Below are 24,089 nucleotides of genomic sequence, written 5' to 3'. Positions count from 1 at the left end.
GTAGAGGCTCCCGGAAGAGGTAAACTGAACGACGTCTCTTGCTAAAACACAGCAACTCTCATGCCATTTTATCGACGATGAGAACAACGTGCCCGGTGATACACCTTCAAAATTAAGCGTAGATGGCAAATGGAAAACTTGCCTGCACGGCTTTCTTAATTTCAATGGCATATCAACAACTCATCCATAAATTTTGCATAATTAATGTAAACAATAGGGCCGCAGGTAACGCTAAATTCATTTGGCTGTAAGCGTGGTGTCATCTGCGTCAGGAAAATTAAACAGTTACTTTAAAAAATGAAAACGTAAAAAGGTTGGGTTTCGATGTATTGACGGGTAAACTTTGTCGCCCGCTAAACATTTGTTTAAGGAATGATTAATTGTGACCAAACTCAAACTTCTGGCACTTGGAGTGCTTATCGCAACGTCTGCAGGCGTAGCGCACGCTGAAGGTAAATTTTCCCTGGGCGCAGGCGTAGGTGTCGTTGAACACCCATATAAAGATTACGATACCGATGTTTACCCAGTACCGGTAATCAACTATGAAGGCGATAACTTCTGGTTCCGTGGCTTAGGTGGTGGTTACTACCTGTGGAATGACGCAACGGACAAACTTTCAATTACCGCTTACTGGTCGCCGCTTTACTTCAAAGCTAAAGACAGTGGCGATCACCAAATGCGTCACCTGGATGACCGTAAGAGCACCATGATGGCTGGTCTGTCTTATGCTCACTTTACCCAGTACGGTTACCTGCGTACCACCCTGGCTGGCGATACCCTGGATAACAGCAACGGCATTGTCTGGGATATGGCCTGGTTGTATCGTTACACCAACGGCGGCCTGACCGTGACTCCGGGTATTGGTGTGCAGTGGAACAGCGAAAACCAGAACGAATACTATTATGGCGTATCGCGCAAAGAGTCCGCTCGCAGCGGTCTGCGTGGCTATAACCCGAACGACAGCTGGAGCCCTTACCTGGAGCTGAGCGCCAGCTACAACTTCCTCGGCGACTGGAGTGTTTACGGTACCGCGCGCTACACCCGTCTGTCTGATGAAGTTACTGACAGCCCAATGGTGGATAAATCCTGGACTGGCCTGATTTCTACCGGGATCACCTACAAATTCTGATAATGCATCTTTCCAGGGCATTTTGTGCATAAAAACAGGGCGTCATGCCCTGTTTTGCATTACGGTGGTGCAATACCTGGGAGGAAACAATGCAACAAAAAATGATTCAATTTAGTGGCGATGTCTCACTGCCAGCCATAGGGCAGGGAACATGGTATATGGGCGAAGATGCCAGTCAGCGTAAAACAGAAGTTGCTGCACTACGCGCGGGCATTGAACTCGGTTTAACCCTCATTGATACCGCCGAAATGTATGCCGATGGCGGTGCCGAAAAAGTGGTTGGGGAAGCATTAATCGGTCTGCGTGATAACGTCTTTCTCGTCTCTAAAGTCTATCCGTGGAATGCTGGCGGGCAAAAAGCGATAAATGCATGCGAAGCCAGTTTACGCCGTCTCAATACTGATTATCTCGATCTCTACTTATTACACTGGTCTGGCAGTTTCGCTTTTGAAGAGACTGTCGCAGCGATGGAAAAATTGATCGCCCAGGGAAAAATCCGCCGCTGGGGCGTTTCTAACCTTGATTATGCCGATATGCAGGAACTCTGGCAGCTGCCGGGGGGGAATCAGTGTGCCACTAATCAGGTGCTTTACCATCTCGGTTCACGAGGGATTGAGTACGATCTACTTCCCTGGTGCCAGAAACAGCAGATGCCGGTGATGGCTTACAGTCCGTTAGCCCAGGCCGGGCGGTTGCGCAATGGGCTGTTAAAAAACGCGGTAGTCAACGAAATTGCACATGCTCACAATATCAGCGCGGCACAAGTATTGTTGGCGTGGGTGATCAGTCATCAGGGTGTGATGGCGATTCCAAAAGCGGCCACGATTGCCCATGTCCAACAAAATGCGGCTGTGCTTGAGGTCGAACTTTCATCAGCGGAATTAGCTATGCTGGATAAGGCATATCCGGCACCAAAAGGAAAAACTGCGCTGGATATGGTGTGATGTTGATACGTGCCGGATGCATCGCACCCGGCACACAACACTAACGCAAATTAACGTTTCGCAACGCGAATGGATTGCGCCAGATGTGCAGGTTTCTCTTTGGTGACTTTTTGCGTTTCTGAGGCGTAAGCTGTTTCTACACAAACAAAGGTCTTGTAGCCATCATCCGGCATATCGCCCATGCTAACTGAAAGCGCCGGTCCTGGGTTCCAGCCTACAACGTTCAGATGATGCTGGTGGCCTACGGCGATAATACGATTCAGCGCTTCGTCATTAATCACGCTGCAATCTTGCGGATTCAGATACACGCGATCGGTACGGTCAGGGAAGGTCTGAATACCGTCGGTCAGTACATCTTCTTTCGCGTCATTCACTTTATCAATGAAGCGATCGCCCAGTCCACTGACGCTTACCTTAGTGATATCACCCACGTTAAAGTAGGTATGCAGAGCAGAGGTAGTTTCAAATTCGCCGTGTGCTTCAAGATCGATTTCACAGGTTTTACCCACGTGGAAATGCGCTAACAGCGTAAAGTCGTGCGGCCAGAATTTTTTCGTCTCTTCGCTTTGTGTCAATTCAAAAGTCAGCGCTACGCCATCAGCATCTTCACGATGTGATTTCAGCGTCCACGGCAGGTTGCGGGCAAAACCGTGCGCAGGCAGACCTTGTTGTGCAGCCGGACCAAACCACGGCCAGCAAACCGGTACGCCACCGCGAATAGCGACGCCATTTTTGAACGGTGTGTTATTGCTCAACCACAGAACTTCTTCTTCACCCGCAGGTTTCCATGAGAGAAGGTGTGCGCCCTGTAATGCAAAAGAGGCTTTTACCTGGGGATGATCGACCACAATGAGGTCCAGTTCATCCAGTTTACGACGGGAGAGGACAGGGGAGATTTGTTCGATGACCGGAAGGGCAAAAATTTTCTTAATCATGACGCAGTCCTTTAACTTCATTTTATCAGGTAAAAAAAAGAGCGACCGAAGTCGCTCTTTTTAGATCACAGTGTCATCTCAACTTATTTGGAGATGTGAGCGATCAGGTCCAGAACTTTGTTGGAGTAACCGGTTTCGTTGTCGTACCAGGATACCAGTTTCACGAAGTTGTCGTTCAGAGCGATACCAGCTTTAGCATCGAACACGGAAGTGCAAACTTCGCCGTTGAAATCGGTAGATACTACGTCATCTTCGGTGTAGCCCAGAACGCCTTTCATTTCGCCTTCAGCAGCAGCTTTAACGGCAGCTTTGATCTGCTCGTAAGTTGCAGCTTTTTCCAGACGAACGGTCAGGTCAACTACGGATACGTTCGGGGTCGGAACGCGGAACGCCATACCAGTCAGTTTGCCATTCAGTTCTGGCAGTACTTTACCTACAGCTTTAGCAGCACCGGTAGAGGACGGGATGATGTTCTGGGAAGCACCGCGGCCGCCGCGCCAGTCTTTGTGAGACGGGCCATCAACGGTTTTCTGAGTAGCGGTAGTAGCGTGAACGGTGGTCATCAGACCTTCGATGATGCCGAAGTTATCGTTGATAACTTTAGCCAGCGGAGCCAGGCAGTTGGTGGTGCAGGAAGCGTTGGAAACGATGTCCTGGCCAGCATATTTGTCGAAGTTAGCGCCTTTAACGAACATCGGAGTGTTGTCTTTAGACGGACCAGTCATAACCACTTTTTTCGCGCCAGCGGTGATGTGTTTACGAGCAGTTTCGTCAGTCAGGAACAGACCAGTTGCTTCAGCGACAACGTCAACACCAACTTCGTCCCATTTCAGGTTAGCCGGATCACGTTCAGCGGTAACACGGATTTTTTTACCGTTAACGATCAGATGACCGTCTTTCACTTCAACGGTACCGTCGAAACGGCCGTGAGTGGAGTCATATTTCAGCATGTATGCCATGTAATCAGCGTCTAACAGGTCGTTGATTGCAACGATCTCGATGTCAGAACGTTTCTGAGCAGCACGGAAAACAATGCGACCGATACGGCCAAAACCGTTGATACCTACTTTGATAGTCATATATTCCACCAGCTATTTGTTAGTGAATAAAAGGTTGCCTGTAAAATTACAAAAACCTTACGCAGCGTCAAGCGGAATCGTGTCAATCATTGCGACAAATCAATCCTGTGCCTAAGCATTACGCGACTGACTCGCCTCACTCTTCCTTTGGGCTTGAGACCACATGGGGTCGGCGTCCCGAATTTTAAAGGGCAATTACGATAAAAATGTGATTTTCATCACGATTTAGGTGCAGCCATTTCGTCGAGATCAAGTTTAGGACAAAATTTTGCCAGTTGGTGTTAATGTTTTGTTAGAATCAGTCGCGTAATGTGAGCACGATTAAAGTGAGATGTGAGCAAATGGCTAATAAACCTTCGGCAGAAGAACTGAAAAAAAATTTGTCCGAGATGCAGTTTTACGTGACGCAGAATCATGGGACAGAACCGCCATTTACGGGTCGTTTACTGCATAACAAGCGTGACGGCGTATATCACTGTTTGATCTGCGATGCCCCGCTATTTCATTCCCAAACCAAGTATGATTCCGGCTGTGGCTGGCCCAGTTTCTACGAACCGGTGAGTGAAGAATCCATTCGTTATATCAAAGACTTGTCACATGGAATGCAGCGCATAGAAATTCGTTGCGGTAACTGTGATGCCCATCTGGGGCATGTCTTCCCCGACGGGCCGCAGCCAACGGGCGAACGTTATTGTGTTAACTCTGCCTCTTTACGCTTTACCGATGGCGAAAACGGCGAAGAAATCAACGGTTGAAAAAACGATTCAGCAACTTATTCCATAGGAGCGGAAAAATTATGAATCTTGATGACATTATCAACAGCATGACGCCTGAGGTATACCAGCGTTTGTCGACCGCCGTTGAACTGGGGAAATGGCCTGATGGCGTTGCGTTGACCGAGGAACAAAAAGAGAACTGCCTGCAACTGGTGATGCTGTGGCAAGCCCGCAATAATACCGAAGCACAGCATATGACAATTGACACAAATGGTCAGATGGTCATGAAGAGCAAACAACAGTTAAAAGAAGATTTTGGTATCTCAGCAAAGCCTATTGCCATGTTTAAGTGAATGAGTTGTCTAGTATTTAAGCCTGTTATTAAGGGAGGGCAAATAGACTTGTTCGGATGTCGTGTTTTAGCTGCGAGTAGGTTAAATGCAACACTAACAAGTATTACCTGGCCTACAATGTCATTGAGGAAATGTAGGCCAGAGATGAATCCAACTAATATTACTCCTGCGTCTCTTCCCAATCTGCCAGCGTATATAGCGTTGCCCCAGCTGCTGACATCTCCATAAACGCGTGCGCACTGTCCTGTGGCTGGATATTCACGCCACGACAACCATCGGTAATCACATTAACCTTATAACCTAACTGTAACGCGTCTAGCACGGTAAACTTCACGCAATAGTCAGTAGCCAGACCCATAATGATCAATTCATCGATTTCATGATCGCGTAACCAGTCATCGAGCGTGGTTTTCTGCCGACGGCCGTTATCAAAAAAGGCACTGTAACTGTCAACTAAAGGATTTTCGCCTTTATGGAACACCGCTGCGATCGCTTTTTGGTTCAGTAACGGATGTAATTGTGCGCCTTCACTGTTCTGCACACAGTGATCTGGCCAGAAGGTTTGTGGCAAACCGTCGAGTTGGCCTGGCGTATAAGGCTCTACACCGTGCTGACTGGCAAAACTGCCGTGATTCGCCGGGTGCCAGTCCTGACTGGCGATAACCGCTTCACCGCGCGACTGGCACCAGTCAATCAGGCGGTTAGCGACATCCACCGTACTGTCACCTTCCGGCACGGCGAGCGCGCCACCAGCACAGAAATCATTTTGTAAATCGACCAGTAACAGGGCGCGAGGGGGCATTGCAGTCTCCTTAATCATCCGGCGTCAGTTCGCCACGCAGGTTTTGGCTCATGGCCTTGCGAATGGTTTCAGTATCAAGTTCCTGGCTAAGCAGGTAATGCAGTTTGGTTAGCGTGGCTTCTACAGTCATATCTGCACCGCCAATAACGCCGGCATGGGCGAGGGCGTTACCGGTGGCATAACCACCCATGTTCACTTTACCGGACATACATTGTGTCAGGTTGACCACCACAATACCGCGATCGCTGGCTTCTTGTAATTCCTGCAGGAAGGCTTTGTTTTGTGGCGCATTACCCACGCCATATGAGCGCAGAATCAATGCTTTCACAGGTTGGAGCAGAAAATTGCGCACGACGTCAGCAGAAATCCCCGGATAAATCGTCACTACGCCAATTGGTTGCGGCGTGATTGGATGAACGATCAATTCCCCTTCACCGTGCGGGGCGGGTGGCGTATTCAAACGGCGAATATGGATACCTGCTTCCAGTAACGGAGGAAGGTTTGGAGAGGCAAACGCATCAAAACCATCGGCATGGGCTTTGGTGGTTCTGTTGCCACGATACAGTCGATTATTAAAAAAGAGAGTTACTTCGTTGATAGGATAATTCGCCGCAACGTACAACGCATTCAGCAGATTAATTTGTCCGTCAGAGCGTAACTCAGCCAGCGGGATTTGTGACCCTGTCACAATGACCGGTTTACCGAGATTCTCGAGCATGAACGACAGTGCAGAGGCGGTATACGCCATCGTGTCTGTGCCGTGCAGAATGACAAAACCATCATAGTCGTCATAGTGCGCTTTAATATCTTCAGCAATATGCTGCCAGTCTTCTGGCGTCATATCAGAAGAATCCATCAATGGCGTATATTCATGAATAGTGAAATCTGGCATCTCCGGGCGATGGAATTCCGGCATCAGCGCCAGTTGGCGCTGTAGATGACCTGACACCGGAATATAACCCTGCTCGGAACGCTGCATCCCGATGGTCCCGCCCGTGTAGGCGACGTAAATTGATTTCTTTTGCATGATATTGATATGAATGATATCGAAAGAGCAAAAGTATATACGTGAGGCAGGGGGAGCGCACCTGATACTATGCGGATAAGGAAATATGGGGCGAGACAGCGGGAAGAGGATTCGTCGAGGTAAAAAAATGTGGCCGACGATCTGTCGGCCACTCAGTACAAGACTTAACGCACGTTGGCGCAGGTCAGGCAAAACGCATAACGGTTTTGTGGGTCGTTAAACGCTGCCAGCTTGTCACTTTCACTTTTAACGGTAGAGGCTACCGAGGCCAGCGGTGCAGGTAACATGGCCTGGAACGCATCTGGCAACATTGCCCGGACAGAACCAGACATATTGTCCATCACTTTGTCGAAGAAGGTCGGTTCATCAACGTAGTATTCCAGATGCCACTGTTTCACTTTTGCCAGCTCTGCTGCTTTGGCGACCGCATCATCGAAATCACCGAGACTATCGACCAGCCCGTTAGCTTTTGCATCCTGACCGGTCCAGACGTGGCCCTGGGCGATTTTATCAATCTGCTCCGGCGTCGAATGACGCGCATCAGCAACCAGCGTGATAAAGCGTTTATAGCCATTCTTAATGCTTAACTGCATCATCTGCTGCGCTTCCGGCGGCAGTGCCTTGGTGATGGAAATATCTGCCAGCGGTGAAGTTGAGACGCCATCGGTATGAACACCAATCGAATCCAGACTATTTTCTACGGTAGTGATCACGCCGAAGATACCGATAGAACCGGTCAGGGTGCTGGGGTTAGCCACAATGTAATTAGCTGGCGTGGAAATCCAGTAACCACCAGATGCCGCCATACCGCCCATCGACACAACCACAGGTTTACCCGCTGCTCTGGCGGCAGCCAGTTCAGCGCGAATCACTTCAGACGCGGTAACGCTGCCGCCTGGGCTATTAACACGCAGGACAATCGCTTTCACTTTCGGGTCAAGGCGAGCGTCGCGGATTTGTGCCGCAGTGGTATCACCGCCAACATTCCCCTGAGTTTCCTCGCCATCCATAATTGCGCCATTAGCGAAGACGACACCGATACTGTCACCGGTATCTGCCGGCGTTTTCAATGCGTAATCGTAATAACTGATGGCGCGATAATTTTTATCAGTTTTACTCCAGCCGAACTCTTTGGTCAGAGTTTTTTCGATTTCGGCACTCGATGCCAGTGCATCGACCAGCTTGTTTTCCAGCGCATATTTCGCGGTATCGCCACCGGTTTTGGTTAAACCCTCAAGCAACCCTTGCGCGCCAGGGAATACCTGCTGAGCAGGGATCTGGCGGTTAGCGGCAACAGTATTCAGATAGTTTTGCCACAGCTCACCAATCCAGCGGCTGTCAGCTTCGCGGGCTGCCGGCGACATATCATCACGAATAAACGGTTCAACGGCAGATTTATACGTACCCACGCGGAACACATGGGTGGAAACTTTCAGCTTATCCAGTAATGATTTGTAGTACAGACCGTTGGTGGCAAAGCCGTGCAGATCAACCACGCCTTGCGGAGACAGCCAAATTTTATTGGCGAAACTGGCGAGATAATATTGCCCCTGGCTGTAGTTCTCGCCAACGGCATAAACCGGTTTCCCGCTATCACGAAACTCTTTCAGAGCTTTGCCGATGTACTGCATAGACGGCTGGTCGCCGCCTGCGAAGTTTTTCAGATCCATCACAATACCGGTGATATTGCGGTCGTCCTTCGCCTGGCGAATGGTGTTGACGATATCAAACAGTGAGTTTTCCTGCAGACGATCGGAACTGGCACCAAGCAGCTGGCGGCTTAATTTACTAAACCGCTGAGAACTGTCGGGTTTATCGACGATCACACCAGAAATGTCCAGCAGCAGTGCGCCACGACTGGCCGTTTCTTTCGAATCACCACCACTGACCTGCATCCAGATCCCCACACCAACCAGCACGAGAAAAATAAAGAACAGGTTAAGTACCATTTCACGGACGAAATTCAGCAGACGCCACGTCCATTTAAAAAATCCGGCAATAAATCGCCAAAGGGTTCGCATGTATTCTCCCAACTTAAGGTCACACCTGTTTCAGGCGCAATAGATGTGGTTATCGTAATGACCCAACCGGCACTTGTCAGCAGGAATTGCGGACTGGGCTGTAACAAAATCCACTCTCGTGTTAATTTTGTGAATAAATATCATGACAGGAGTTAATCAAATGGATGCACTCGAACTATTGATCAATCGCCGTAGCGCCTCCCGCCTGGCTGAACCTGCGCCAACGGGTGAACAACTGCAAAACATACTGCGAGCGGGTATGCGTGCTCCGGACCATAAGTCCATGCAACCGTGGCATTTTTTTGTGATTGAAGGGGAAGGACGCGAGCGTTTCAGCGCATTATTGGAACAGGGGGCGATTGCTGCCGGTAGTGATGACAAAGCTATCGACAAAGCGCGTAATGCGCCGTTCCGCGCACCGCTCATCATAACGGTGGTGGCAAAATGCGAAGAAAATCATAAAGTCCCGCGCTGGGAACAGGAAATGTCTGCGGGATGCGCGGTCATGGCGATGCAAATGGCAGCAGTTGCCCAGGGGTTTGGCGGCATCTGGCGCAGTGGCGCATTAACTGAAAGTCCGGTAGTGCGTGAAGCATTCGGTTGCCGTGAGCAGGATAAAATTGTCGGTTTTCTCTACCTTGGTACGCCGCAGCTGAAAGCATCTACGTCGATTAACGTCCCGGACCCGACGCCGTTTGTCACTTATTTCTGATAATTGTCGCGAAACTGTCTGGATTGTGAGCAAAGGCGCAGGAATTCAGACACTCTCACTTATCACTTCACGGAATGAGGGTTACCATACCCGGATTGCATTGACAGGAGATGTCCATGAGCGAGAACTCGATTCGTTTGACCCAATACAGCCACGGCGCTGGTTGCGGCTGTAAAATTTCCCCAAAAGTGTTGGAAACCATCCTGCACAGTGAGCAGGCGAAGTTTGTTGATCCGAATTTGCTTGTGGGTAATGAAACCCGCGACGATGCGGCGGTGTACGATCTGGGCAATGGCACCAGCGTTATCAGCACCACCGACTTCTTTATGCCGATCGTTGATAATCCTTTCGATTTTGGCCGCATTGCGGCGACTAACGCCATCAGCGATATCTTCGCGATGGGGGGCAAACCGATTATGGCGATTGCGATCCTCGGCTGGCCGATTAACAAACTTTCCCCGGAAATTGCCCGCGAAGTGACCGAAGGTGGACGCTATGCATGTCGTCAGGCGGGGATTGCGCTGGCTGGCGGTCACTCCATCGATGCGCCGGAGCCGATTTTTGGTCTGGCGGTGACGGGGATCGTACCGACCGAGCGGGTGAAGAAAAACAGTACCGCACAAGCTGGATGCAAACTGTTCCTGACGAAACCGCTGGGGATTGGCGTTCTTACCACGGCTGAGAAAAAATCACTGCTGAAACCAGAACATCAAGGACTGGCTACGGAAGTGATGTGCCGGATGAACATCGCAGGCGCGTCCTTTGCCAACATCGAAGGCGTAAAAGCGATGACCGACGTTACGGGCTTTGGTCTGCTGGGGCATTTAAGCGAAATGTGTCAGGGGGCTGGTGTGCAGGCGCGCGTCGACTATGACGCGATCCCGAAACTGCCGGGGGTTGAAGAGTACATTAAGTTGGGCGCAGTGCCTGGCGGCACCGAACGTAACTTTGCCAGCTACGGTCATCTGATGGGTGAAATGCCGCGTGAAGTGCGCGATCTGCTGTGCGATCCGCAAACTTCTGGCGGTCTGCTGCTGGCGGTCATGCCGGAAGCAGAAAATGAGGTCAAAGCTACAGCCGCCGAGTTTGGCATTGAACTGACGGCGATTGGCGAACTGGTGCCAGCGCGCGGCGGTCGTGCCATGGTTGAGATCCGTTAATTCAATGCGGTTGTTTATTGCCGAAAAACCGAGTCTGGCGCGCGCCATTGCTGATGTCCTGCCTAAACCGCACCGGAAAGGCGATGGCTTTATCGAGTGCGGTAATGGTCAGGTGGTGACCTGGTGTATCGGTCACCTGCTTGAGCAGGCGCAGCCAGACGCCTACGACAGCCGCTATGCGCGCTGGAATCTTGCGGATTTGCCAATTGTCCCGGAAAAGTGGCAATTACAGCCCCGACCCTCCGTGACTAAACAACTTAATGTCATCAAACGCTTCCTGCATGAAGCCAGCGAAATCGTTCACGCCGGAGACCCGGATCGCGAAGGGCAATTGCTGGTGGATGAAGTGCTGGACTATCTGCAACTGGCACCGGAAAAGCGCCAGCAGGTACAGCGTTGCTTGATAAACGACCTGAACCCGCAGGCGGTTGAGCGGGCGATCGATCGTCTTCGCTCCAATAGCGAGTTTGTACCGCTGTGCGTTTCTGCACTGGCGCGAGCCCGAGCTGACTGGCTGTACGGCATCAATATGACCCGCGCTTACACCATTCTCGGTCGCAATGCGGGTTATCAGGGCGTACTTTCCGTGGGACGCGTGCAGACGCCCGTGCTCGGGCTGGTAGTGCGCCGCGACGAAGAGATTGAAAACTTCGTGGCGAAAGATTTCTTTGAAGTCAAAGCGCATATCGTGACACCTGCCGATGAGCGGTTTACCGCTATCTGGCAACCGAGCGAAGCGTGTGAACCTTATCAGGATGAAGAAGGGCGCTTGTTACATCGTCCGCTGGCGGAGCATGTGGTCAACCGCATCAGCGGCCAACCGGCTATTGTCACCAGCTATAACGATAAACGGGAATCAGAATCCGCACCGCTGCCGTTTTCGCTTTCGGCGTTGCAGATTGAAGCGGCAAAACGCTTTGGTCTGAGTGCGCAGAACGTGCTTGATATCTGCCAGAAGTTGTACGAAACGCACAAGCTAATCACTTATCCGCGTTCCGATTGTCGCTATCTGCCGGAAGAGCATTTTGCCGGACGCCACGCAGTGATGAATGCCATCAGCGTTCATGCACCGGACTTGTTACCGCAGCCAGTTGTCGATCCAGATATACGCAACCGCTGCTGGGATGACAAAAAGGTCGATGCGCACCACGCCATCATCCCGACCGCACGGAGTTCTGCGATCAACCTGACGGAGAACGAAGCGAAGGTCTATAACCTGATTGCCCGTCAGTATTTGATGCAGTTCTGCCCGGATGCGGTGTTCCGCAAGTGTGTTATCGAACTGGACATTGCCAAAGGCAAATTTGTCGCTAAAGCCCGTTTTCTTGCTGAAGCAGGCTGGCGCACACTGTTAGGCAGCAAAGAGCGCGATGAAGAAAACGACGGCACGCCGCTGCCTGTGGTGGCGAAAGGCGATGAGTTGCTGTGTGAAAAAGGTGAAGTGGTAGAGCGGCAAACCCAGCCGCCGCGCCATTTTACCGATGCAACACTGCTTTCAGCGATGACCGGGATAGCACGTTTTGTGCAGGACAAAGATCTGAAAAAGATCCTTCGTGCGACCGATGGTCTGGGGACAGAAGCGACTCGCGCCGGGATTATTGAACTGCTGTTCAAGCGAGGCTTCCTGACCAAAAAAGGGCGCTATATCCACTCCACCGACGCCGGAAAAGCGCTATTCCATTCGCTGCCAGAAATGGCGACGCGACCGGACATGACCGCGCACTGGGAATCGGTGCTGACGCAAATCAGCGAAAAGCAGTGTCGCTATCAGGACTTTATGCAGCCGCTGGTGGGGACATTGTACCAGTTGATTGATCAGGCAAAGCGCACGTCGGTAAGGCAGTTTCGGGGAATAATGGCTCCCGGCGGTGGAGAAGGGAAGAAAAAGGATTCGCCACGCAAGAGAGCGCCGAAAAAAAGCCCGCCATCAGAAGAGGCGGGCAATGGAGTGATAACATAAAGGTTCTTTCAACCATCTGATACTGAAGATTTTTATGGCCGGATAAGGCGTTTGCGCTGTATCCGGCACAATTGTCTTAAATCACGCCCTGGCTTAACATCGCATCCGCAACCTTCACAAAACCGGCAATGTTCGCCCCCTGCACGTAGTTGGTTTGCTCACCTTCACCACCATGCTCAACACAGGCATGGTGGATATCCAGCATGATGTGATGCAAACGTGCGTCAACTTTCTCGGCTTTCCAGCCCAGGCGCGCAGCGTTTTGCGCCATTTCAAGGCCTGACGTTGCTACACCGCCAGCATTAGCCGCTTTACCCGGTGCAAACAGTACGCCTGCCTGCTGGAACAGTTCAGTCGCTTCGATGGTGGTCGGCATATTTGCCCCTTCGGCGACGGCTTTAACGCCATTGGCGATAAGCTGATGCGCGGCGTCAACATCCAGTTCGTTCTGGGTGGCGCAAGGCAGGGCGATATCAACCGGTACAGACCACGGCTGTTGGCCTTCGAGATAGACCAGACCAAATTCTTTGGCGTAATCTGCCACTCGACCATCGCGGCTGGCTTTGATTTCGATAAGACGTGCCAGTTTCTCTTTCGTGAATCCGCTTTCATCAACTACAGTGCCGCTGGAGTCTGACGCAGTGATCACACGAGCACCAAATTCCATCGCTTTTTCGATAGCGTATTGGGCGACGTTGCCGGAGCCAGAAACGGAAACTCGCATCCCTTCAAAACCCATACCGTGGCGTTTTAGCATTGCTTCGGTGAAATAAACCAGACCGTAGCCGGTAGCTTCCGGGCGAATAAGACTGCCGCCAAATGAAAGGCCCTTACCGGTGAAGACGCAGGCGGTATTGTTGGAGAGCTTTTTCATCATCCCCGCCATAAAGCCGACTTCACGACCACCAACGCCGATATCACCTGCCGGAACGTCAGTATCCGCGCCCAGGTGGCGATACAGTTCAGTCATCAGCGCCTGGCAAAAACGCATAACTTCGCCTTCGCTTTTCCCTTTCGGGTCGAAATCGCTGCCGCCTTTACCACCGCCCATCGGCAGGGTTGTCAGGGCATTTTTAAAGGTTTGCTCGAAGCCGAGGAATTTGAGAATGGAAAGGTTTACTGAAGGGTGGAAGCGCATACCGCCTTTGTACGGACCGATAGCGGAGCTGAATTGCACGCGCCATGCGCGGTTGACCTGCACCTGGTTGCGATCATCAACCCATACCACGCGAAACTGGATCACGCGCTCCGGTTCAACCAGACGCTCCAGTAATGACATCTGGCGATATTTTGGATTTTGTTCAAGAAAAGGCCAGAGTGTGGTCATTACTTCACGAACGGCTTGCGCGAACTCGGTTTGATTCGGGTCGCGCTTTTGGACATGGTTGAGGAATGACTCCAGAGAATATGTCTGATCCATAGATATAAAACCCTTATATATTAATACGATTATGCTTATGTTGTTTATGTCATGTGCTTTTGCAGTTTTCGACTATACCATCAAGAATGTGACGGTAAGCAAGAAAAAAATGACCCAGGAAAGCAAATTAATAACGAGAGTAATCTCATAACCAAATGCGATAACTCAGACGCTAAAGTTTTGCCGCCCGGCTACCGTTATCTGTAGAAGAGACAATAACGTTAAGGAGTTCCCTGTGAGTCGAGCATTGATCGCCGTAGTATTAGCATTTCCATTAATTACACTGGCTAACCCGCATTATCATCCGGACGTGGAGGTAAACGTACCGCCAGAAGTGTTCAGTTCAGGCGGGCAGTCAGCGCAGCCCTGTACTCAGTGCTGCGTTTATCAGGATCAAAATTATTCTGAAGGGGCGGTAATTAAAGCCGAAGGAATACTGCTGCAATGCCAACGGGATGACAAAACCCTTAGCACTAATCCGCTGGTCTGGCGGCGCGTAAAGCCATAAACGCCTCTAATAATGGAATGTCAGCAGGGGCCAGCGGATATTGCAGCGCCTCTTCAGGTGAGCACCAGACCAGCGCCTGATGTTCATGTGCCTGTAACGTCCCGTGGAAGTCGGGTACGTGCCAGGCATGAAGATGGATAATCCGCCCCGAAACTTCTCGCTGATGGCTGGCAACATAGTCACCAACAGTTGCTTCGATGCCCAGTTCTTCGTTTAACTCACGCACCAGCGCCTGCCGCTGGCTTTCATCCGGCTCGACTTTACCACCGGCAAACTCCCATAATCCCGCCTGATCGCTCTGGGCGGGGCGTTGCGCGAGTAAAATTTTGCCATCACGTTCAATGATGGCGGCAACAACTTCAATCATTTTCATAAATTACACACGGGCAGATAAGCGAAAAATGCCATAATATCCGCACTGTTGCTCAATCGGAAAGGCTTTATATTTAAGGAGTGCCTGTGCTAGACCGCCATCTTCATCCCCGGATTAAACCGTTGTTGCATCAGTGCGTGCGGGTTCTTGATAAACCGGGCATTACGCCAGATGGTTTAACATTAATGGGATTTGCCATCGGCGTGCTGGCACTGCCTTTTCTGGCGCTGGGCTGGTATCTGGCGGCGCTAATCGTCATTTTGTTGAATCGTCTGCTTGATGGTCTGGACGGTGCGCTGGCGCGGCGCAGAGGGCTTACCGACGCGGGCGGCTTTCTCGATATTTCTCTCGATTTTCTTTTTTACGCGATGGTGCCTTTTGGGTTTATCCTCGCCGCACCGGAGCAAAACGCGCTGGCCGGAGGCTGGCTGCTGTTTGCGTTTATCGGCACGGGCAGCAGTTTTCTCGCTTTTGCTGCGCTGGCGGCGAAACATCAGATTGATAATCCCGGTTATGCGCATAAATCGTTTTATTATCTGGGCGGCTTAACCGAAGGCAGCGAGACGATTTTGCTGTTTGTTCTGAGTTGCCTCTTTCCGGCCTGTTTTCCGTGGTTTGCGTGGGTATTTGGTGCGTTGTGCTGGATGACGACCTTTACGCGGGTGTGGAGTGGGTATCTGACGCTGAAGTCGCTCCAGCGTCAGTAATTGCAATGTTATTTACTGCTGTCCGGGCCGCGTTCACCGGTTGCTACCGGATTTTTTGGATCGCTGCTCCATTCGTACCAGCCACCGTCATAAACGGAGACGTTATTCCAGCCCATTGCGCGTGCGTACATAAAGGTTTCGGACGCGCGCCAGCCGGTGCCGCAGTAGAATGAAACTTGCTGATCTGGCTTGATATTCCATGCTTTCCACATGGCGGTAATATCATCGGCGCTACGCATGGTGCCATCCGGGTTATGGAAATCTTCCATATGCGTCGAGTCGCTACCAGCGTGTCCCCAACGTGCTCCGGCTATTTCACCTTTTGGTTTAATATAGCTGTAACCGCTGGTCGTACCGATAAATTCTGGCCACGAACGAATGCTCACCAGCGAGGCATCCTGGCGATGCAGCAGTCCACGCGCCTGTTCCATATCAAGCATCAGTTGCGGTTGTGCCGGGATCTTCACGCCGAAATCCGGTTCCGCTTTCACTTTCGGTGGCGTTCCGCGCTCAACGGGCAGTCCCGCGTCGGACCAGGTTTGCCAGCCGCCGTCCAGCAGGCGGACATCTTTCACGCCAGCGTAGAGCATAATTTGTGCCACACGCGCTGCAGCGTATACGTCACGCCCGTACAGAATGACCGTGGTGTCATGGCGAATGCCGTGTTTTGCCAGCATCGCTTTTAGTTGTTCATCAGAAACTTTGTTCCACAGCGGTTCGCTTTCCACTTCGTTGGTATCGATGTAGTCAGCGCCGGGAATATGGCTGATAAGGTAAAGCTTAGGAGCGCCCCAGGCCGCTTCAATGACTTTCCAGTCACCGGCAGGTTTCGCCGTAACCTCTTTACCTTGTTGCAGGTCGTGCAGCCATTGCGGATAAACCAGCTGCTCAAAATGCGGCAGTTTTTGCAGACGGGAAGGTTCGCTTAGCGCGTCACTCAGAATGGAGATATGCGTAAAACCTGCTTTTTGCAGTCGCTTTTTGACGGCGTCGACATCTTTGTCATTACCGTACAGCGCCACCGGAGCATCGGCTTTCAGGTTATGTTGCTTGATCCACTCGTTGAGCTGTTCGGTGCTCATTTTGTCGAGCCAGTTAGCAGAGAGGTTTAAGGCGGCAGGTTCATGACCAGAAGGGCCATTTAAGGTTTGTGGCCAGCCGTTATAAAACGCGCTGGGGCGAGTATCTATCGCTTTGCCATTTTGTTGTTGAAGCTGGTCAAGTGTAAGAGGCTTCGCCAGTTCAGCGGCCCACGAAGAAGCGCAAGCCAGCCCTAAAGCCATTGCCAGCGCGGTCATTTGAGAAACACGTTTCATCGAAAATCCCGACATTGTAGTTTTGAGTGCGCCATTCTGAACTGACGCATTGAGAAAAACTTTGCGTTATCGCAGTTTGTTGTAATTTTCTGACCACTGCGCCATATCCAGAACAGAACTATCAGCAGGAACATCCTGGAGATCGTGCGTTACCTGAACGACGGGGATCGCCTGGGCGCGAACTTCGCTGAACACCCACTGGCGAAAATTATCGCGCAGAGCCACATCTAGACGGCTGAATGGCTCATCCAGGAGTAACGCTTTTGGCTGGGCGAGAAGGGCGCGTAGCAGAGCAACGCGCGCTCGCTGACCGCCAGACAAAGTAGCAGGATCCTGATGGAAAGCTCCGTCAAGGCCTGAACGCTCAAGTGCATCATTCACGGCATTACGTCGGGCATTCCCTTTAAGTGTCGCCGGTAGCGCCAGCAGTAAATTTTGCCCGACGCTGAACTGGTCAAATAACAGTGCATCCTGGAAAAGAATGCCAATCTGACGCTGTGCGGTGGGTAGCATGTCAATCCGTTGCTCATTGAGCCATAGCTCCCCTGTACAAGAAAACTGTCCGGCCAGTCCACCAATCATCCATGAAAACAGAGTGGATTTTCCACAGCCAGACGGCCCCATTAACGTGACAATGTCACCTTTATCCACCGTAAAGTTAACGTTTGTCAGCAAGCGGCTTTCTGGTAAACGTAGCGAAACATTTTTCACGCAGAGCATTAGCGGAGTCCTTGTCTGACATAACCTACCCATTTTGCGACTAACGCGGTCAGGGCAAAAATAATAAGCGGTAATAGCAGTTGCCATAAAGCCTGGGCGGCGAGAATGCCGTTGCTGCCGCCGCTGCTTAATGCCACCGCTTCAGTGGTGAGCGTCGGAAAACGCCCCGCGCCCAGCCCAGTGTTTGCGCAATCAAAATTAACCGTGAATCAATGCGCTGCCAGGCGGGTTGCAGGATAAACAGCATCCACGGCATTACCCACAGCAGATACCCCCAGACCACCGCCGTCCAGCTTCCATCCAGGTTTAGCCATAGCGCCAGCGTGTACTGGCCCGCTACCAGCGGCAGAGCGGGTAATAAAATGGGCAACCATAGCCACAACCGGCGACGTTGTGGCCCCCATTCCAGCCACAGCAGTAACAGGAGCAAAGCGATGAATGCCGCCACCAGCCCCATTGTCAGGCTGTTGATGAGCGCTTCACTATTGATCGTCGACTGATCCGCGAGGATCGCCAGCAGAACCACACACAGCACACCGGTTAAGGGTAAAAAACTCGCCAGCGTATTGCCTGGCAATAAAGGCGTGGCAGGCTTACGAACGCCATCTACGCGGGGAATAGTACGCCGCCAGCCACGCCATAGCAGATAGCCCAGCAAAACGTAGGCGGCGAGTAACAGCATCAGCAGCAGGCTGGCGAGTGCACCTTTCGTTTGTTGATCGGCGTCGCCCTGAGTTAACCACTGCCAGCTAATTACCGCCAGCGTCGGGGGATTACCTGGCCCAAGGATAATCGCCACATCCACGACCGACAGCGACCAGGCCACAATCGCCAGCATCGCCATTGCCAGCGCAGGCGCGACAGAGGGCAACAGCAGCCAGTTCAGGCATTGCCAGCGGCTGTAGCCCAGCGAATCCAGTACAATAACTTGCTGCAACAGCCGTTTTTCGCTCAATACTGCCGCTAAGATCCACAGCAGAAATGCGCTTTCTTTCACTGCGAGGGTGAGGCCCAGACCGATGCCAAATCGGTCCATTGGCGGAGTGAAATACGGGAAATAGTCATAAAGCAGCCCTCCGTCAGCAAAGAGCAGAAGGGCGCTGGTGGCAAAAGCCATATGGGGAATGGCGAGCAGCCACGGCAGCCGGGCGCACATACGCTGCCATTTCGGCCCTGGCCACAACGCCACAATCACCAGCAGGGCAATCAACAACGCCCCGACCGCCGCAATGGTTGTCGACACCAGCGTTGCCAGTAATGCCTGCGGTAACTGTGGATCGGCAAATAACGCCTGCCAGTGCGTCAACGACAAAGCAGGCGATATCAGCGTGAGAACTGCCGGGATCAGCGGTGCATAAATCACCGCCATCATCGCCCACAGCAAAAAGATTAATGCGTACCGTAACGGTGTAGCCATTCTTGTTCCAGCGCATTTACCCAACCTGCGTGCGGTTCAGCCAGTACCGGCGGCAGATCCTGCGGCATTCTCGATTGCAATGATTCGCGCTGCCCGTCAGGCAGTTTTTGCGGATCGAGAACAGAAGGATCGCCCCAGACAGCGGGATCTGCTTTACGCAGTTGCGCATCGGGTGAGAGCAGGAAATTGGCAACTACCTTCGCCGCAGCACTGGCATTCGCGTTGGCAGGAATGGTGACGAAATGGACGTTGCCAATCATCCCCTCGCGAAAACCAAAACTGTAACTGCTTGCAGGCAAATCGCCGCTGGCGATTTTTTGCTGCGCATGTGCAGGGTTAAAGGTCAGCGACAGGCGCAATGTGTTAGCTTTCAGCAGAGCATCCATCCGCGCGGGCGAAGGCGGGAAATCCTTTCCTTTGCGCCACAAATACGGATGCAGTGCATCAAGATATTGCCACAAGGGCGCAGTGACGCGGGCGAAAGTCGCATCGTCCGGCGCTTCTTTTAATGCTGTGGGATCTGGCGTTAGCATAATCAGCAACTGTTCAAGAAACGCCGTGCCGGTAAAGTCCGGTGGGCGCGGATAGGTAACCGTGCCGGGATTGGCTTTAGCAAACTCCAGTAAGGCTTGCGGCGTTTGTGGTGGCTGTGGCGTAACATCGCGGCGGGCGATAAACGTCAGTTGTGCGCCGCCCCAGGGCGATTCAGCCCCTTCTGTAGGCACTGAAAAATCTTCCCGCACCGGAAGCTGTGTATCGACATAGCGCCAGTTGGGCAGAGTCTCCGCCCAGCCCGTTTGTAATAAATTGGCCTCTTTTAAGGTGCGGAAGTTTTCGCCGTTCACCCAGAGCAGATCCACCGAGCCGCCCGTTTTACGTCCGGCTGCGGCTTCGGTCTGAATGCGCTTCACCGCGTCTGCGGCATCCGCCAGACGAACAATCTTCAGGTTTATAGCGTAATGGGTTTTCATCTCGCCGCTAACCCAGTCGAGATAGCGGTTAATTGCGGTATCGCCGCCCCAGGCGTTAAACCAGACGGTTTGCCCTTTGGCGTCGTTTTTGATTTCCTGCCAGTCACTGGCATGTGTTGCCAAAGAAAACAGCGATAACAATCCCAGCAACCACCCACAATGGCGCATCATCTCTCCTTAAGAACGTTTTCAGGAATACGGCACAGCCCCTGAGCGGGAATGTCCATGGCAGAATTAAAACGGGCTGACAGGTTTTGCAGGCCGATCAATGCCGTCAGTTCGGTGAGCGCCTGGGCGTCAAAATGCGCAGCCAGTCGGGCGCGCAGGGCATCATCGACCGTTGGCGGCGTTACGCTTGCGGCTTCGGCGTACTCCAGCACCAGCCGTTCTTCATCGCTAAAGAGCGGGCTTTGCCGCCAGTCAGCCACTGCCAGCAGTTTATCGGTGCTGCCAGTGCGCTCGGCGACTTTCATACTGGTGATATCCACGCAAAACTCACACAGACACATTTGCGCAATGCGCGCGCTGACAAGCGATCGCACTACCGGATCCAGCGGTGAGCGTTTGCGCTCCAGCCAGCCGACAAACATCGACACCAGATAAAAGATAAACGGAATTCGCCCCCACCAGCGAATGGGGCTTAGCACCTCGCCGTAATGGCGACGATGCAGCCACGCCTGCGGACGTAAAATGAAAGGAATTTTGCTAAGCGGCGGTAAACCCATCAGGCATTCCTCTTCTGGCGCTCAAGCCATATTTTCTTCGCCATAAAAATCACCACGGTCAGGGCAAACAGAATAAACAGTCCGGTGACAAACCAGAAAGTTCCGCCTGTTAACATGCTGCCCGCCCAGGAATAAACAATAGTCGCCGGTAATTGACCAAGCCCGGTGGCGATAAAAAACGAGCGAAAACGTATTGAAGTCAAACCGGCAGCATAGCTGATTGGATCGAAAGGGACAAAAGGCAATAACCGACAGACCAGGATGGTGTGTTTGCCGTAGCGAGTGAAAAAGCCGTCCATACTGTCAAGTACGGTTTTGCCGGTTAATTTTTCCACCACTTCGCGGCCCATCACTCTGGCGATAAAAAAGCACAGCGCAGCGCCCGCCATCGAACTGGTCCACGACAGCAAGCCGCCCCAGAACGCGCCAAACAGCGACGCATTGGCAAAGGTGATCAAAAACGCAGGTAGCGGTGCAGCAATGGCCTGTAAAATCATCAACAAGAACGAGACAACTGCCGCTAGTGCGCCGTAAGACTGAATAAAGCGTTCTATACCCTGTTGGTCCACGGCGGCAAACGCCGCAACGCTGCGATTGATAAACTCATGGACGCCGGGAAGCAGCGCCCATGCCAGCAGCATAGCGAACAACAGGATGATGAGGGTTATACGGTAGTACCAGATTTTTCGCGATTGCATCTTCATCATCCTTTATCCTGGCTTTATTCGGTGATTTTAAAGGTAACCGTTGCCAGCGTGTTATCCGCCGGGAGAACCGAGGCATTGCCTTTGAATTTAACTTCACCTCGTTTTTCAACCGCACCATAAGTGTATGTTGCATTGCTGACGATGCCGACCGGGCAGCTATCCAGACACACCAGGCAGCCCGTTTTCTTCTCTTCTGCTGCCGTTAAATTACCGCCAAAGCGCATGTCCAGTTTCTTGCCATTACTGTCAACAATCACTTCATCGAAGGAATACGCTTTTGCCGCCCCTTGCCAGTTGACCGAAATATCCAGTTTGCTACCTGCGACGTGGGTCGTTTCTTTATTATCCATCGTCATGTTTTCGCCCGGTGTACCACCTGCCTCTTTCAGGGCTTCATAAAATGCTTTCGGGGTCGCATAACCCATAAACAGCGATTTATGTCCGTTGGAGCCATCTTTAAACACAATACCGTGACGAGTGTCGTCGGTGAGAAAACGACCATTAATTTGCACCAGCATGGTTACCGTATGGTTATTGGCATCGACACGCAGCGGTTGGCTGTTCGAAAGTCCGTCGTATTCCACTTTTGCCGCCGCATTCTCTTTTTGATCGCAGCCGCTAAGCCCAGCAACAGCCAGTAAGCAGAGTGCAGTCAGTCCTTTTTTCCATGACACTGAATAATGTTGCAACATCGTTCTATCCTTCATTTTTGGGGTGAGTAAGTGGGCTGCGGCGCGAAGCAGACAGATCCACATGTTTGTGTCGGGCGTAGAGTTTTGCGAGCTGGACGAGAATAAACAGCGCCAGGCCCGCCAGACAGAGTTGTAAAATAAAGCGCAGCGTAATGCCTTCATTGGCGAGATCGCTTGCCATCACGGTATAAATAACAATACCGGGCAGAGTCGTGAGTGCTGAAATAAGGGTATAAGGCCAGAAGGCGATTGTGGTTAATCCGTAAGCGTAATTTTGAATATTGTAAGGAAACAACGGGATTAAGCGGGTCAGAATAAGAAAATCAATACCGTTACGCGCAATGCCTTTTTCAATGGCCTGAAAGGTATGGCTATGGCCAACGTATTTCAGCAGTAAATCACGTCCCAGCCAGCGCGCCAGCAGGAATGAGCACGAGGAGGCCAGCGTGGCGGCAATTAATGATAGTAGTGTCCCTAAGAGCGGGCCAAAAACTATTCCTCCAGCGATCACCAGTATGCTTCCTGGTAACAGAAAGAGGGTGGCAATGATGAATAACAGAATATAGAGGCTATAACCGAACAATCCGCTCTGGCGAATGAGTGTCAGTAAGTGAGGTAAATCGGTGAGCAGCTCGAATAAACCGAAAGCGTGGATAGCGTAAATGACCAGCGCAAAAATAAGACAGGCAAAAAGAAATTTACGCTCAGCGTTCATCGTGGAGTTTCCTATATCAAACTTGATAATAGAGAAGTGGTCAGACAACTAAAAACGCAGTGACGGTATAACAAAGGACGGCAGGCAACAAATCATTACTGACAGTTTGTTGATTTTTCTCAAGGTTAATTCTCCTGACCCAGTTTGAGCCAGGAGAACAGCTAAATTAGCGGCGGAAGGTCGCCCAGACGGGGGCGTGATCGGACGGTTTTTCCATGCTGCGGATTTCATAGTCGATGCCGGTTTCTACGCAACATTCTGCCAGCGGTTGGCTGGCGAGAAGCAGGTCGATGCGCAGACCACGGTTATCGTCAAAACCTTTTGAGCGGTAATCAAACCATGAGAAACGATCGGCTGTTTGCGGATTCGCATGGCGGAAGGTATCAACCAATCCCCAGCTCATCAGTCTCTCCATCCATTCGCGTTCCTCCGGAAGGAAAGAACATTTTCCGGTACGCAGCCAGCGCTTACGGTTCTCTTCGCCAATGCCAATATCCAGGTCGCCAGGACTGATATTCATATCGCCCATAATCAGCACCGGATTTTCACGCTTGAGTTCGGTTTCCAGATAGTTTTGCAGATTCTGATAAAACTGCGCCTTTGCCGGGAATTTTATCGGATGGTCGCGGCTTTCACCCTGCGGGAAGTAACCGTTGATCACGGTGACATTGCCCAGCGGCGAGGGGATTTCCGCCATAATAATCCGCCGTTGCGCCTCTTCGTCGTCACCGGGAAAGCCGCGACGCACGGCAATCGGCGTCTCTTTGGTCATCAGCGCCACGCCATAATGGCCTTTCTGCCCGTGATAAAACACGTTGTAGCCGAGCTTCGCCACCTCTTCGAGCGGAAACATATCGTCATGAACTTTTGTCTCCTGCAGGCCAATCACATCCGGTTGGTGCTTTTCGACGATGGCTTCAAGCTGGTGAGGTCTGGCGCGCAGGCCGTTGATATTAAAAGAGACAAATTTCATAGTCGCT

The 24,089-nt window shown here is 51.7% G+C and carries 24 protein-coding genes and 1 pseudogene; 9 read left to right on the top strand and 16 right to left on the bottom strand.

Going from position 1 to position 24,089, the window contains the following annotated elements; translation table 11 throughout:
- Positions 1–382 precede the first annotated feature (382 nt).
- Both mipA and yeaE read left to right on the top strand, forming a co-directional pair.
- Positions 383–1,129: a scaffolding protein MipA gene (gene mipA / locus ACJHWT_RS06575; RefSeq protein WP_000163771.1), complete on the top strand. Its 747-nt coding sequence runs from the start codon at positions 383–385 to the stop codon at positions 1,127–1,129.
- Positions 1,130–1,218: 89 nt separating this feature from the next.
- Positions 1,219–2,073 carry a methylglyoxal reductase YeaE gene (yeaE, locus tag ACJHWT_RS06570; RefSeq protein WP_001317875.1) on the top strand — a complete coding sequence of 285 codons (855 nt, stop codon included), beginning with the start codon at positions 1,219–1,221 and terminating at the stop codon, positions 2,071–2,073.
- Positions 2,074–2,123: 50 nt separating this feature from the next.
- Here yeaE and ACJHWT_RS06565 read toward each other — a convergent pair whose 3' ends face one another.
- Both ACJHWT_RS06565 and gapA read right to left on the bottom strand, forming a co-directional pair.
- Entirely contained in the window at positions 2,124–3,008 is an 885-nt protein-coding gene (locus ACJHWT_RS06565; RefSeq protein WP_001317874.1) for a D-hexose-6-phosphate mutarotase, read from the bottom strand.
- Between the two features lie 83 nt (positions 3,009–3,091).
- Positions 3,092–4,087: a glyceraldehyde-3-phosphate dehydrogenase gene (gene gapA, locus ACJHWT_RS06560; RefSeq protein ID WP_000153502.1), complete on the bottom strand. Its 996-nt coding sequence runs from the start codon at positions 4,085–4,087 to the stop codon at positions 3,092–3,094.
- Positions 4,088–4,428: 341 nt separating this feature from the next.
- On the opposite strand from gapA, the gene msrB reads away from it, so the two are divergent.
- Both msrB and ACJHWT_RS06550 read left to right on the top strand, forming a co-directional pair.
- On the top strand, positions 4,429–4,842 hold the full coding sequence (msrB, locus tag ACJHWT_RS06555; RefSeq protein ID WP_001284618.1) for a peptide-methionine (R)-S-oxide reductase MsrB: 414 nt from the start codon (positions 4,429–4,431) through the stop codon (positions 4,840–4,842).
- A 41-nt stretch (positions 4,843–4,883) separates the two neighbouring features.
- A complete protein-coding gene (locus ACJHWT_RS06550; protein WP_001046791.1) occupies positions 4,884–5,156 on the top strand; it encodes a YeaC family protein in 273 nt (90 codons plus the stop codon).
- A 160-nt stretch (positions 5,157–5,316) separates the two neighbouring features.
- Here the strand turns inward: ACJHWT_RS06550 and pncA are convergent, their stop codons facing one another.
- The 3 genes from pncA to sppA form a co-directional block, all read right to left on the bottom strand.
- Positions 5,317–5,958 carry a bifunctional nicotinamidase/pyrazinamidase gene (gene pncA, locus ACJHWT_RS06545; protein WP_001135079.1) on the bottom strand — a complete coding sequence of 214 codons (642 nt, stop codon included), beginning with the start codon at positions 5,956–5,958 and terminating at the stop codon, positions 5,317–5,319.
- A gap of 10 nt (positions 5,959–5,968) precedes the next feature.
- The gene (gene ansA, locus ACJHWT_RS06540; RefSeq protein ID WP_410232318.1) at positions 5,969–6,985 is read right to left on the bottom strand and encodes an asparaginase; all 1,017 of its coding nucleotides are present in this window, start codon (positions 6,983–6,985) and stop codon (positions 5,969–5,971) included.
- Between the two features lie 164 nt (positions 6,986–7,149).
- Positions 7,150–9,006, bottom strand: coding sequence for a signal peptide peptidase SppA (gene sppA, locus ACJHWT_RS06535; RefSeq protein ID WP_216350160.1), 1,857 nt, complete (start codon positions 9,004–9,006; stop codon positions 7,150–7,152).
- Between the two features lie 160 nt (positions 9,007–9,166).
- Between sppA and ACJHWT_RS06530 the strand changes: the two genes are divergently transcribed.
- The 3 genes from ACJHWT_RS06530 to topB all read left to right on the top strand — a co-directional run bounded on the left by ACJHWT_RS06530 (position 9,167) and on the right by topB (position 12,838).
- Entirely contained in the window at positions 9,167–9,718 is a 552-nt protein-coding gene (locus ACJHWT_RS06530; protein ID WP_000339269.1) for an NAD(P)H nitroreductase, read from the top strand.
- 116 nt (positions 9,719–9,834) lie between these two features.
- On the top strand, positions 9,835–10,878 hold the full coding sequence (selD, locus tag ACJHWT_RS06525; protein WP_001298241.1) for a selenide, water dikinase SelD: 1,044 nt from the start codon (positions 9,835–9,837) through the stop codon (positions 10,876–10,878).
- Positions 10,879–10,882: 4 nt separating this feature from the next.
- Positions 10,883–12,838, top strand: a complete 1,956-nt coding sequence (topB, locus tag ACJHWT_RS06520) for a DNA topoisomerase III (protein WP_001235805.1) — start codon at positions 10,883–10,885, stop codon at positions 12,836–12,838.
- 76 nt (positions 12,839–12,914) lie between these two features.
- Here topB and gdhA read toward each other — a convergent pair whose 3' ends face one another.
- Positions 12,915–14,258: an NADP-specific glutamate dehydrogenase gene (gene gdhA, locus ACJHWT_RS06515; protein WP_000373044.1), complete on the bottom strand. Its 1,344-nt coding sequence runs from the start codon at positions 14,256–14,258 to the stop codon at positions 12,915–12,917.
- Between the two features lie 235 nt (positions 14,259–14,493).
- Here gdhA and ACJHWT_RS06510 point away from each other — a divergent pair, with 235 nt between their 5' ends.
- Complete coding sequence (locus ACJHWT_RS06510; protein ID WP_000085248.1) at positions 14,494–14,766, top strand: YnjH family protein; 273 nt, start codon at positions 14,494–14,496, stop codon at positions 14,764–14,766.
- Here ACJHWT_RS06510 and nudG read toward each other — a convergent pair.
- On the bottom strand, positions 14,732–15,139 hold the full coding sequence (gene nudG, locus ACJHWT_RS06505) for a CTP pyrophosphohydrolase (RefSeq protein WP_000781885.1): 408 nt from the start codon (positions 15,137–15,139) through the stop codon (positions 14,732–14,734). The genes ACJHWT_RS06510 and nudG overlap by 35 nt on opposite strands.
- Before the next feature lie 86 nt (positions 15,140–15,225).
- Between nudG and ACJHWT_RS06500 the strand changes: the two genes are divergently transcribed.
- Positions 15,226–15,846, top strand: coding sequence for a CDP-alcohol phosphatidyltransferase family protein (locus ACJHWT_RS06500; protein WP_001317873.1), 621 nt, complete (start codon positions 15,226–15,228; stop codon positions 15,844–15,846).
- A gap of 8 nt (positions 15,847–15,854) precedes the next feature.
- On the opposite strand, the gene ynjE is transcribed toward ACJHWT_RS06500, so the two are convergent.
- The 9 genes and pseudogenes from ynjE to xthA form a co-directional block, all read right to left on the bottom strand.
- The gene (gene ynjE, locus ACJHWT_RS06495; RefSeq protein ID WP_001317872.1) at positions 15,855–17,162 is read right to left on the bottom strand and encodes a thiosulfate sulfurtransferase YnjE; all 1,308 of its coding nucleotides are present in this window, start codon (positions 17,160–17,162) and stop codon (positions 15,855–15,857) included.
- 66 nt (positions 17,163–17,228) lie between these two features.
- The gene (locus ACJHWT_RS06490; protein ID WP_001317871.1) at positions 17,229–17,882 is read right to left on the bottom strand and encodes an ATP-binding cassette domain-containing protein; all 654 of its coding nucleotides are present in this window, start codon (positions 17,880–17,882) and stop codon (positions 17,229–17,231) included.
- Positions 17,882–19,299 (bottom strand): annotated as a pseudogene (locus ACJHWT_RS06485) (thiamine ABC transporter permease). The gene ACJHWT_RS06490 and the pseudogene ACJHWT_RS06485 overlap by 1 nt, the downstream one beginning before the upstream one ends.
- Positions 19,272–20,438, bottom strand: a complete 1,167-nt coding sequence (locus ACJHWT_RS06480) for an ABC transporter substrate-binding protein (protein WP_001215288.1) — start codon at positions 20,436–20,438, stop codon at positions 19,272–19,274. Before ACJHWT_RS06480 ends, ACJHWT_RS06485 begins: the two are co-directional and overlap by 28 nt.
- Entirely contained in the window at positions 20,438–20,995 is a 558-nt protein-coding gene (locus tag ACJHWT_RS06475; RefSeq protein ID WP_000524087.1) for a carboxymuconolactone decarboxylase family protein, read from the bottom strand. The genes ACJHWT_RS06480 and ACJHWT_RS06475 overlap by 1 nt, the downstream gene beginning before the upstream one ends.
- The gene (locus ACJHWT_RS06470; protein ID WP_000977128.1) at positions 20,995–21,702 is read right to left on the bottom strand and encodes a TVP38/TMEM64 family protein; all 708 of its coding nucleotides are present in this window, start codon (positions 21,700–21,702) and stop codon (positions 20,995–20,997) included. Before ACJHWT_RS06470 ends, ACJHWT_RS06475 begins: the two co-directional genes overlap by 1 nt.
- 14 nt (positions 21,703–21,716) lie before the next feature.
- Positions 21,717–22,394 carry a lipoprotein YdjY gene (gene ydjY, locus ACJHWT_RS06465; protein WP_000939220.1) on the bottom strand — a complete coding sequence of 226 codons (678 nt, stop codon included), beginning with the start codon at positions 22,392–22,394 and terminating at the stop codon, positions 21,717–21,719.
- A 4-nt stretch (positions 22,395–22,398) separates the two neighbouring features.
- A complete protein-coding gene (locus tag ACJHWT_RS06460) occupies positions 22,399–23,109 on the bottom strand; it encodes a TVP38/TMEM64 family protein (RefSeq protein ID WP_001317870.1) in 711 nt (236 codons plus the stop codon).
- A 166-nt stretch (positions 23,110–23,275) separates the two neighbouring features.
- Positions 23,276–24,082: an exodeoxyribonuclease III gene (gene xthA, locus ACJHWT_RS06455; protein WP_000673945.1), complete on the bottom strand. Its 807-nt coding sequence runs from the start codon at positions 24,080–24,082 to the stop codon at positions 23,276–23,278.
- Between the last annotated feature and the right edge of the window lie 7 nt (positions 24,083–24,089).

It is taken from the genome of Escherichia sp. WS338, from assembly GCF_046486405.1.
GTDB lineage: Bacteria > Pseudomonadota > Gammaproteobacteria > Enterobacterales > Enterobacteriaceae > Escherichia > Escherichia coli.
Note: the sequence above shows the minus strand (reverse complement) of the source record. Positions and strands in the feature narration are given on the sequence as shown.

Excerpts from the sequence above, each read along its gene's own strand:
- selD (WP_001298241.1), top strand. The coding sequence starts at position 9,835 with ATGAGCGAGAACTCGATTCGTTTGACCCAATACAGCCACGGCGCTGGT.
- topB (WP_001235805.1), top strand. The coding sequence starts at position 10,883 with ATGCGGTTGTTTATTGCCGAAAAACCGAGTCTGGCGCGCGCCATTGCT.
- ansA (WP_410232318.1), bottom strand. The coding sequence starts at position 6,985 with ATGCAAAAGAAATCAATTTACGTCGCCTACACGGGCGGGACCATCGGG.
- pncA (WP_001135079.1), bottom strand. The coding sequence starts at position 5,958 with ATGCCCCCTCGCGCCCTGTTACTGGTCGATTTACAAAATGATTTCTGT.
- ACJHWT_RS06470 (WP_000977128.1), bottom strand. The coding sequence starts at position 21,702 with ATGATGAAGATGCAATCGCGAAAAATCTGGTACTACCGTATAACCCTC.
- gdhA (WP_000373044.1), bottom strand. The coding sequence starts at position 14,258 with ATGGATCAGACATATTCTCTGGAGTCATTCCTCAACCATGTCCAAAAG.
- ACJHWT_RS06530 (WP_000339269.1), top strand. The coding sequence starts at position 9,167 with ATGGATGCACTCGAACTATTGATCAATCGCCGTAGCGCCTCCCGCCTG.
- ynjE (WP_001317872.1), bottom strand. The coding sequence starts at position 17,162 with ATGAAACGTGTTTCTCAAATGACCGCGCTGGCAATGGCTTTAGGGCTG.
- nudG (WP_000781885.1), bottom strand. The coding sequence starts at position 15,139 with ATGAAAATGATTGAAGTTGTTGCCGCCATCATTGAACGTGATGGCAAA.
- xthA (WP_000673945.1), bottom strand. The coding sequence starts at position 24,082 with ATGAAATTTGTCTCTTTTAATATCAACGGCCTGCGCGCCAGACCTCAC.
- sppA (WP_216350160.1), bottom strand. The coding sequence starts at position 9,006 with ATGCGAACCCTTTGGCGATTTATTGCCGGATTTTTTAAATGGACGTGG.
- ACJHWT_RS06565 (WP_001317874.1), bottom strand. The coding sequence starts at position 3,008 with ATGATTAAGAAAATTTTTGCCCTTCCGGTCATCGAACAAATCTCCCCT.
- gapA (WP_000153502.1), bottom strand. The coding sequence starts at position 4,087 with ATGACTATCAAAGTAGGTATCAACGGTTTTGGCCGTATCGGTCGCATT.
- ydjY (WP_000939220.1), bottom strand. The coding sequence starts at position 22,394 with ATGTTGCAACATTATTCAGTGTCATGGAAAAAAGGACTGACTGCACTC.
- ACJHWT_RS06490 (WP_001317871.1), bottom strand. The coding sequence starts at position 17,882 with ATGCTCTGCGTGAAAAATGTTTCGCTACGTTTACCAGAAAGCCGCTTG.
- ACJHWT_RS06460 (WP_001317870.1), bottom strand. The coding sequence starts at position 23,109 with ATGAACGCTGAGCGTAAATTTCTTTTTGCCTGTCTTATTTTTGCGCTG.
- ACJHWT_RS06480 (WP_001215288.1), bottom strand. The coding sequence starts at position 20,438 with ATGCGCCATTGTGGGTGGTTGCTGGGATTGTTATCGCTGTTTTCTTTG.
- ACJHWT_RS06550 (WP_001046791.1), top strand. The coding sequence starts at position 4,884 with ATGAATCTTGATGACATTATCAACAGCATGACGCCTGAGGTATACCAG.
- ACJHWT_RS06475 (WP_000524087.1), bottom strand. The coding sequence starts at position 20,995 with ATGGGTTTACCGCCGCTTAGCAAAATTCCTTTCATTTTACGTCCGCAG.
- yeaE (WP_001317875.1), top strand. The coding sequence starts at position 1,219 with ATGCAACAAAAAATGATTCAATTTAGTGGCGATGTCTCACTGCCAGCC.
- msrB (WP_001284618.1), top strand. The coding sequence starts at position 4,429 with ATGGCTAATAAACCTTCGGCAGAAGAACTGAAAAAAAATTTGTCCGAG.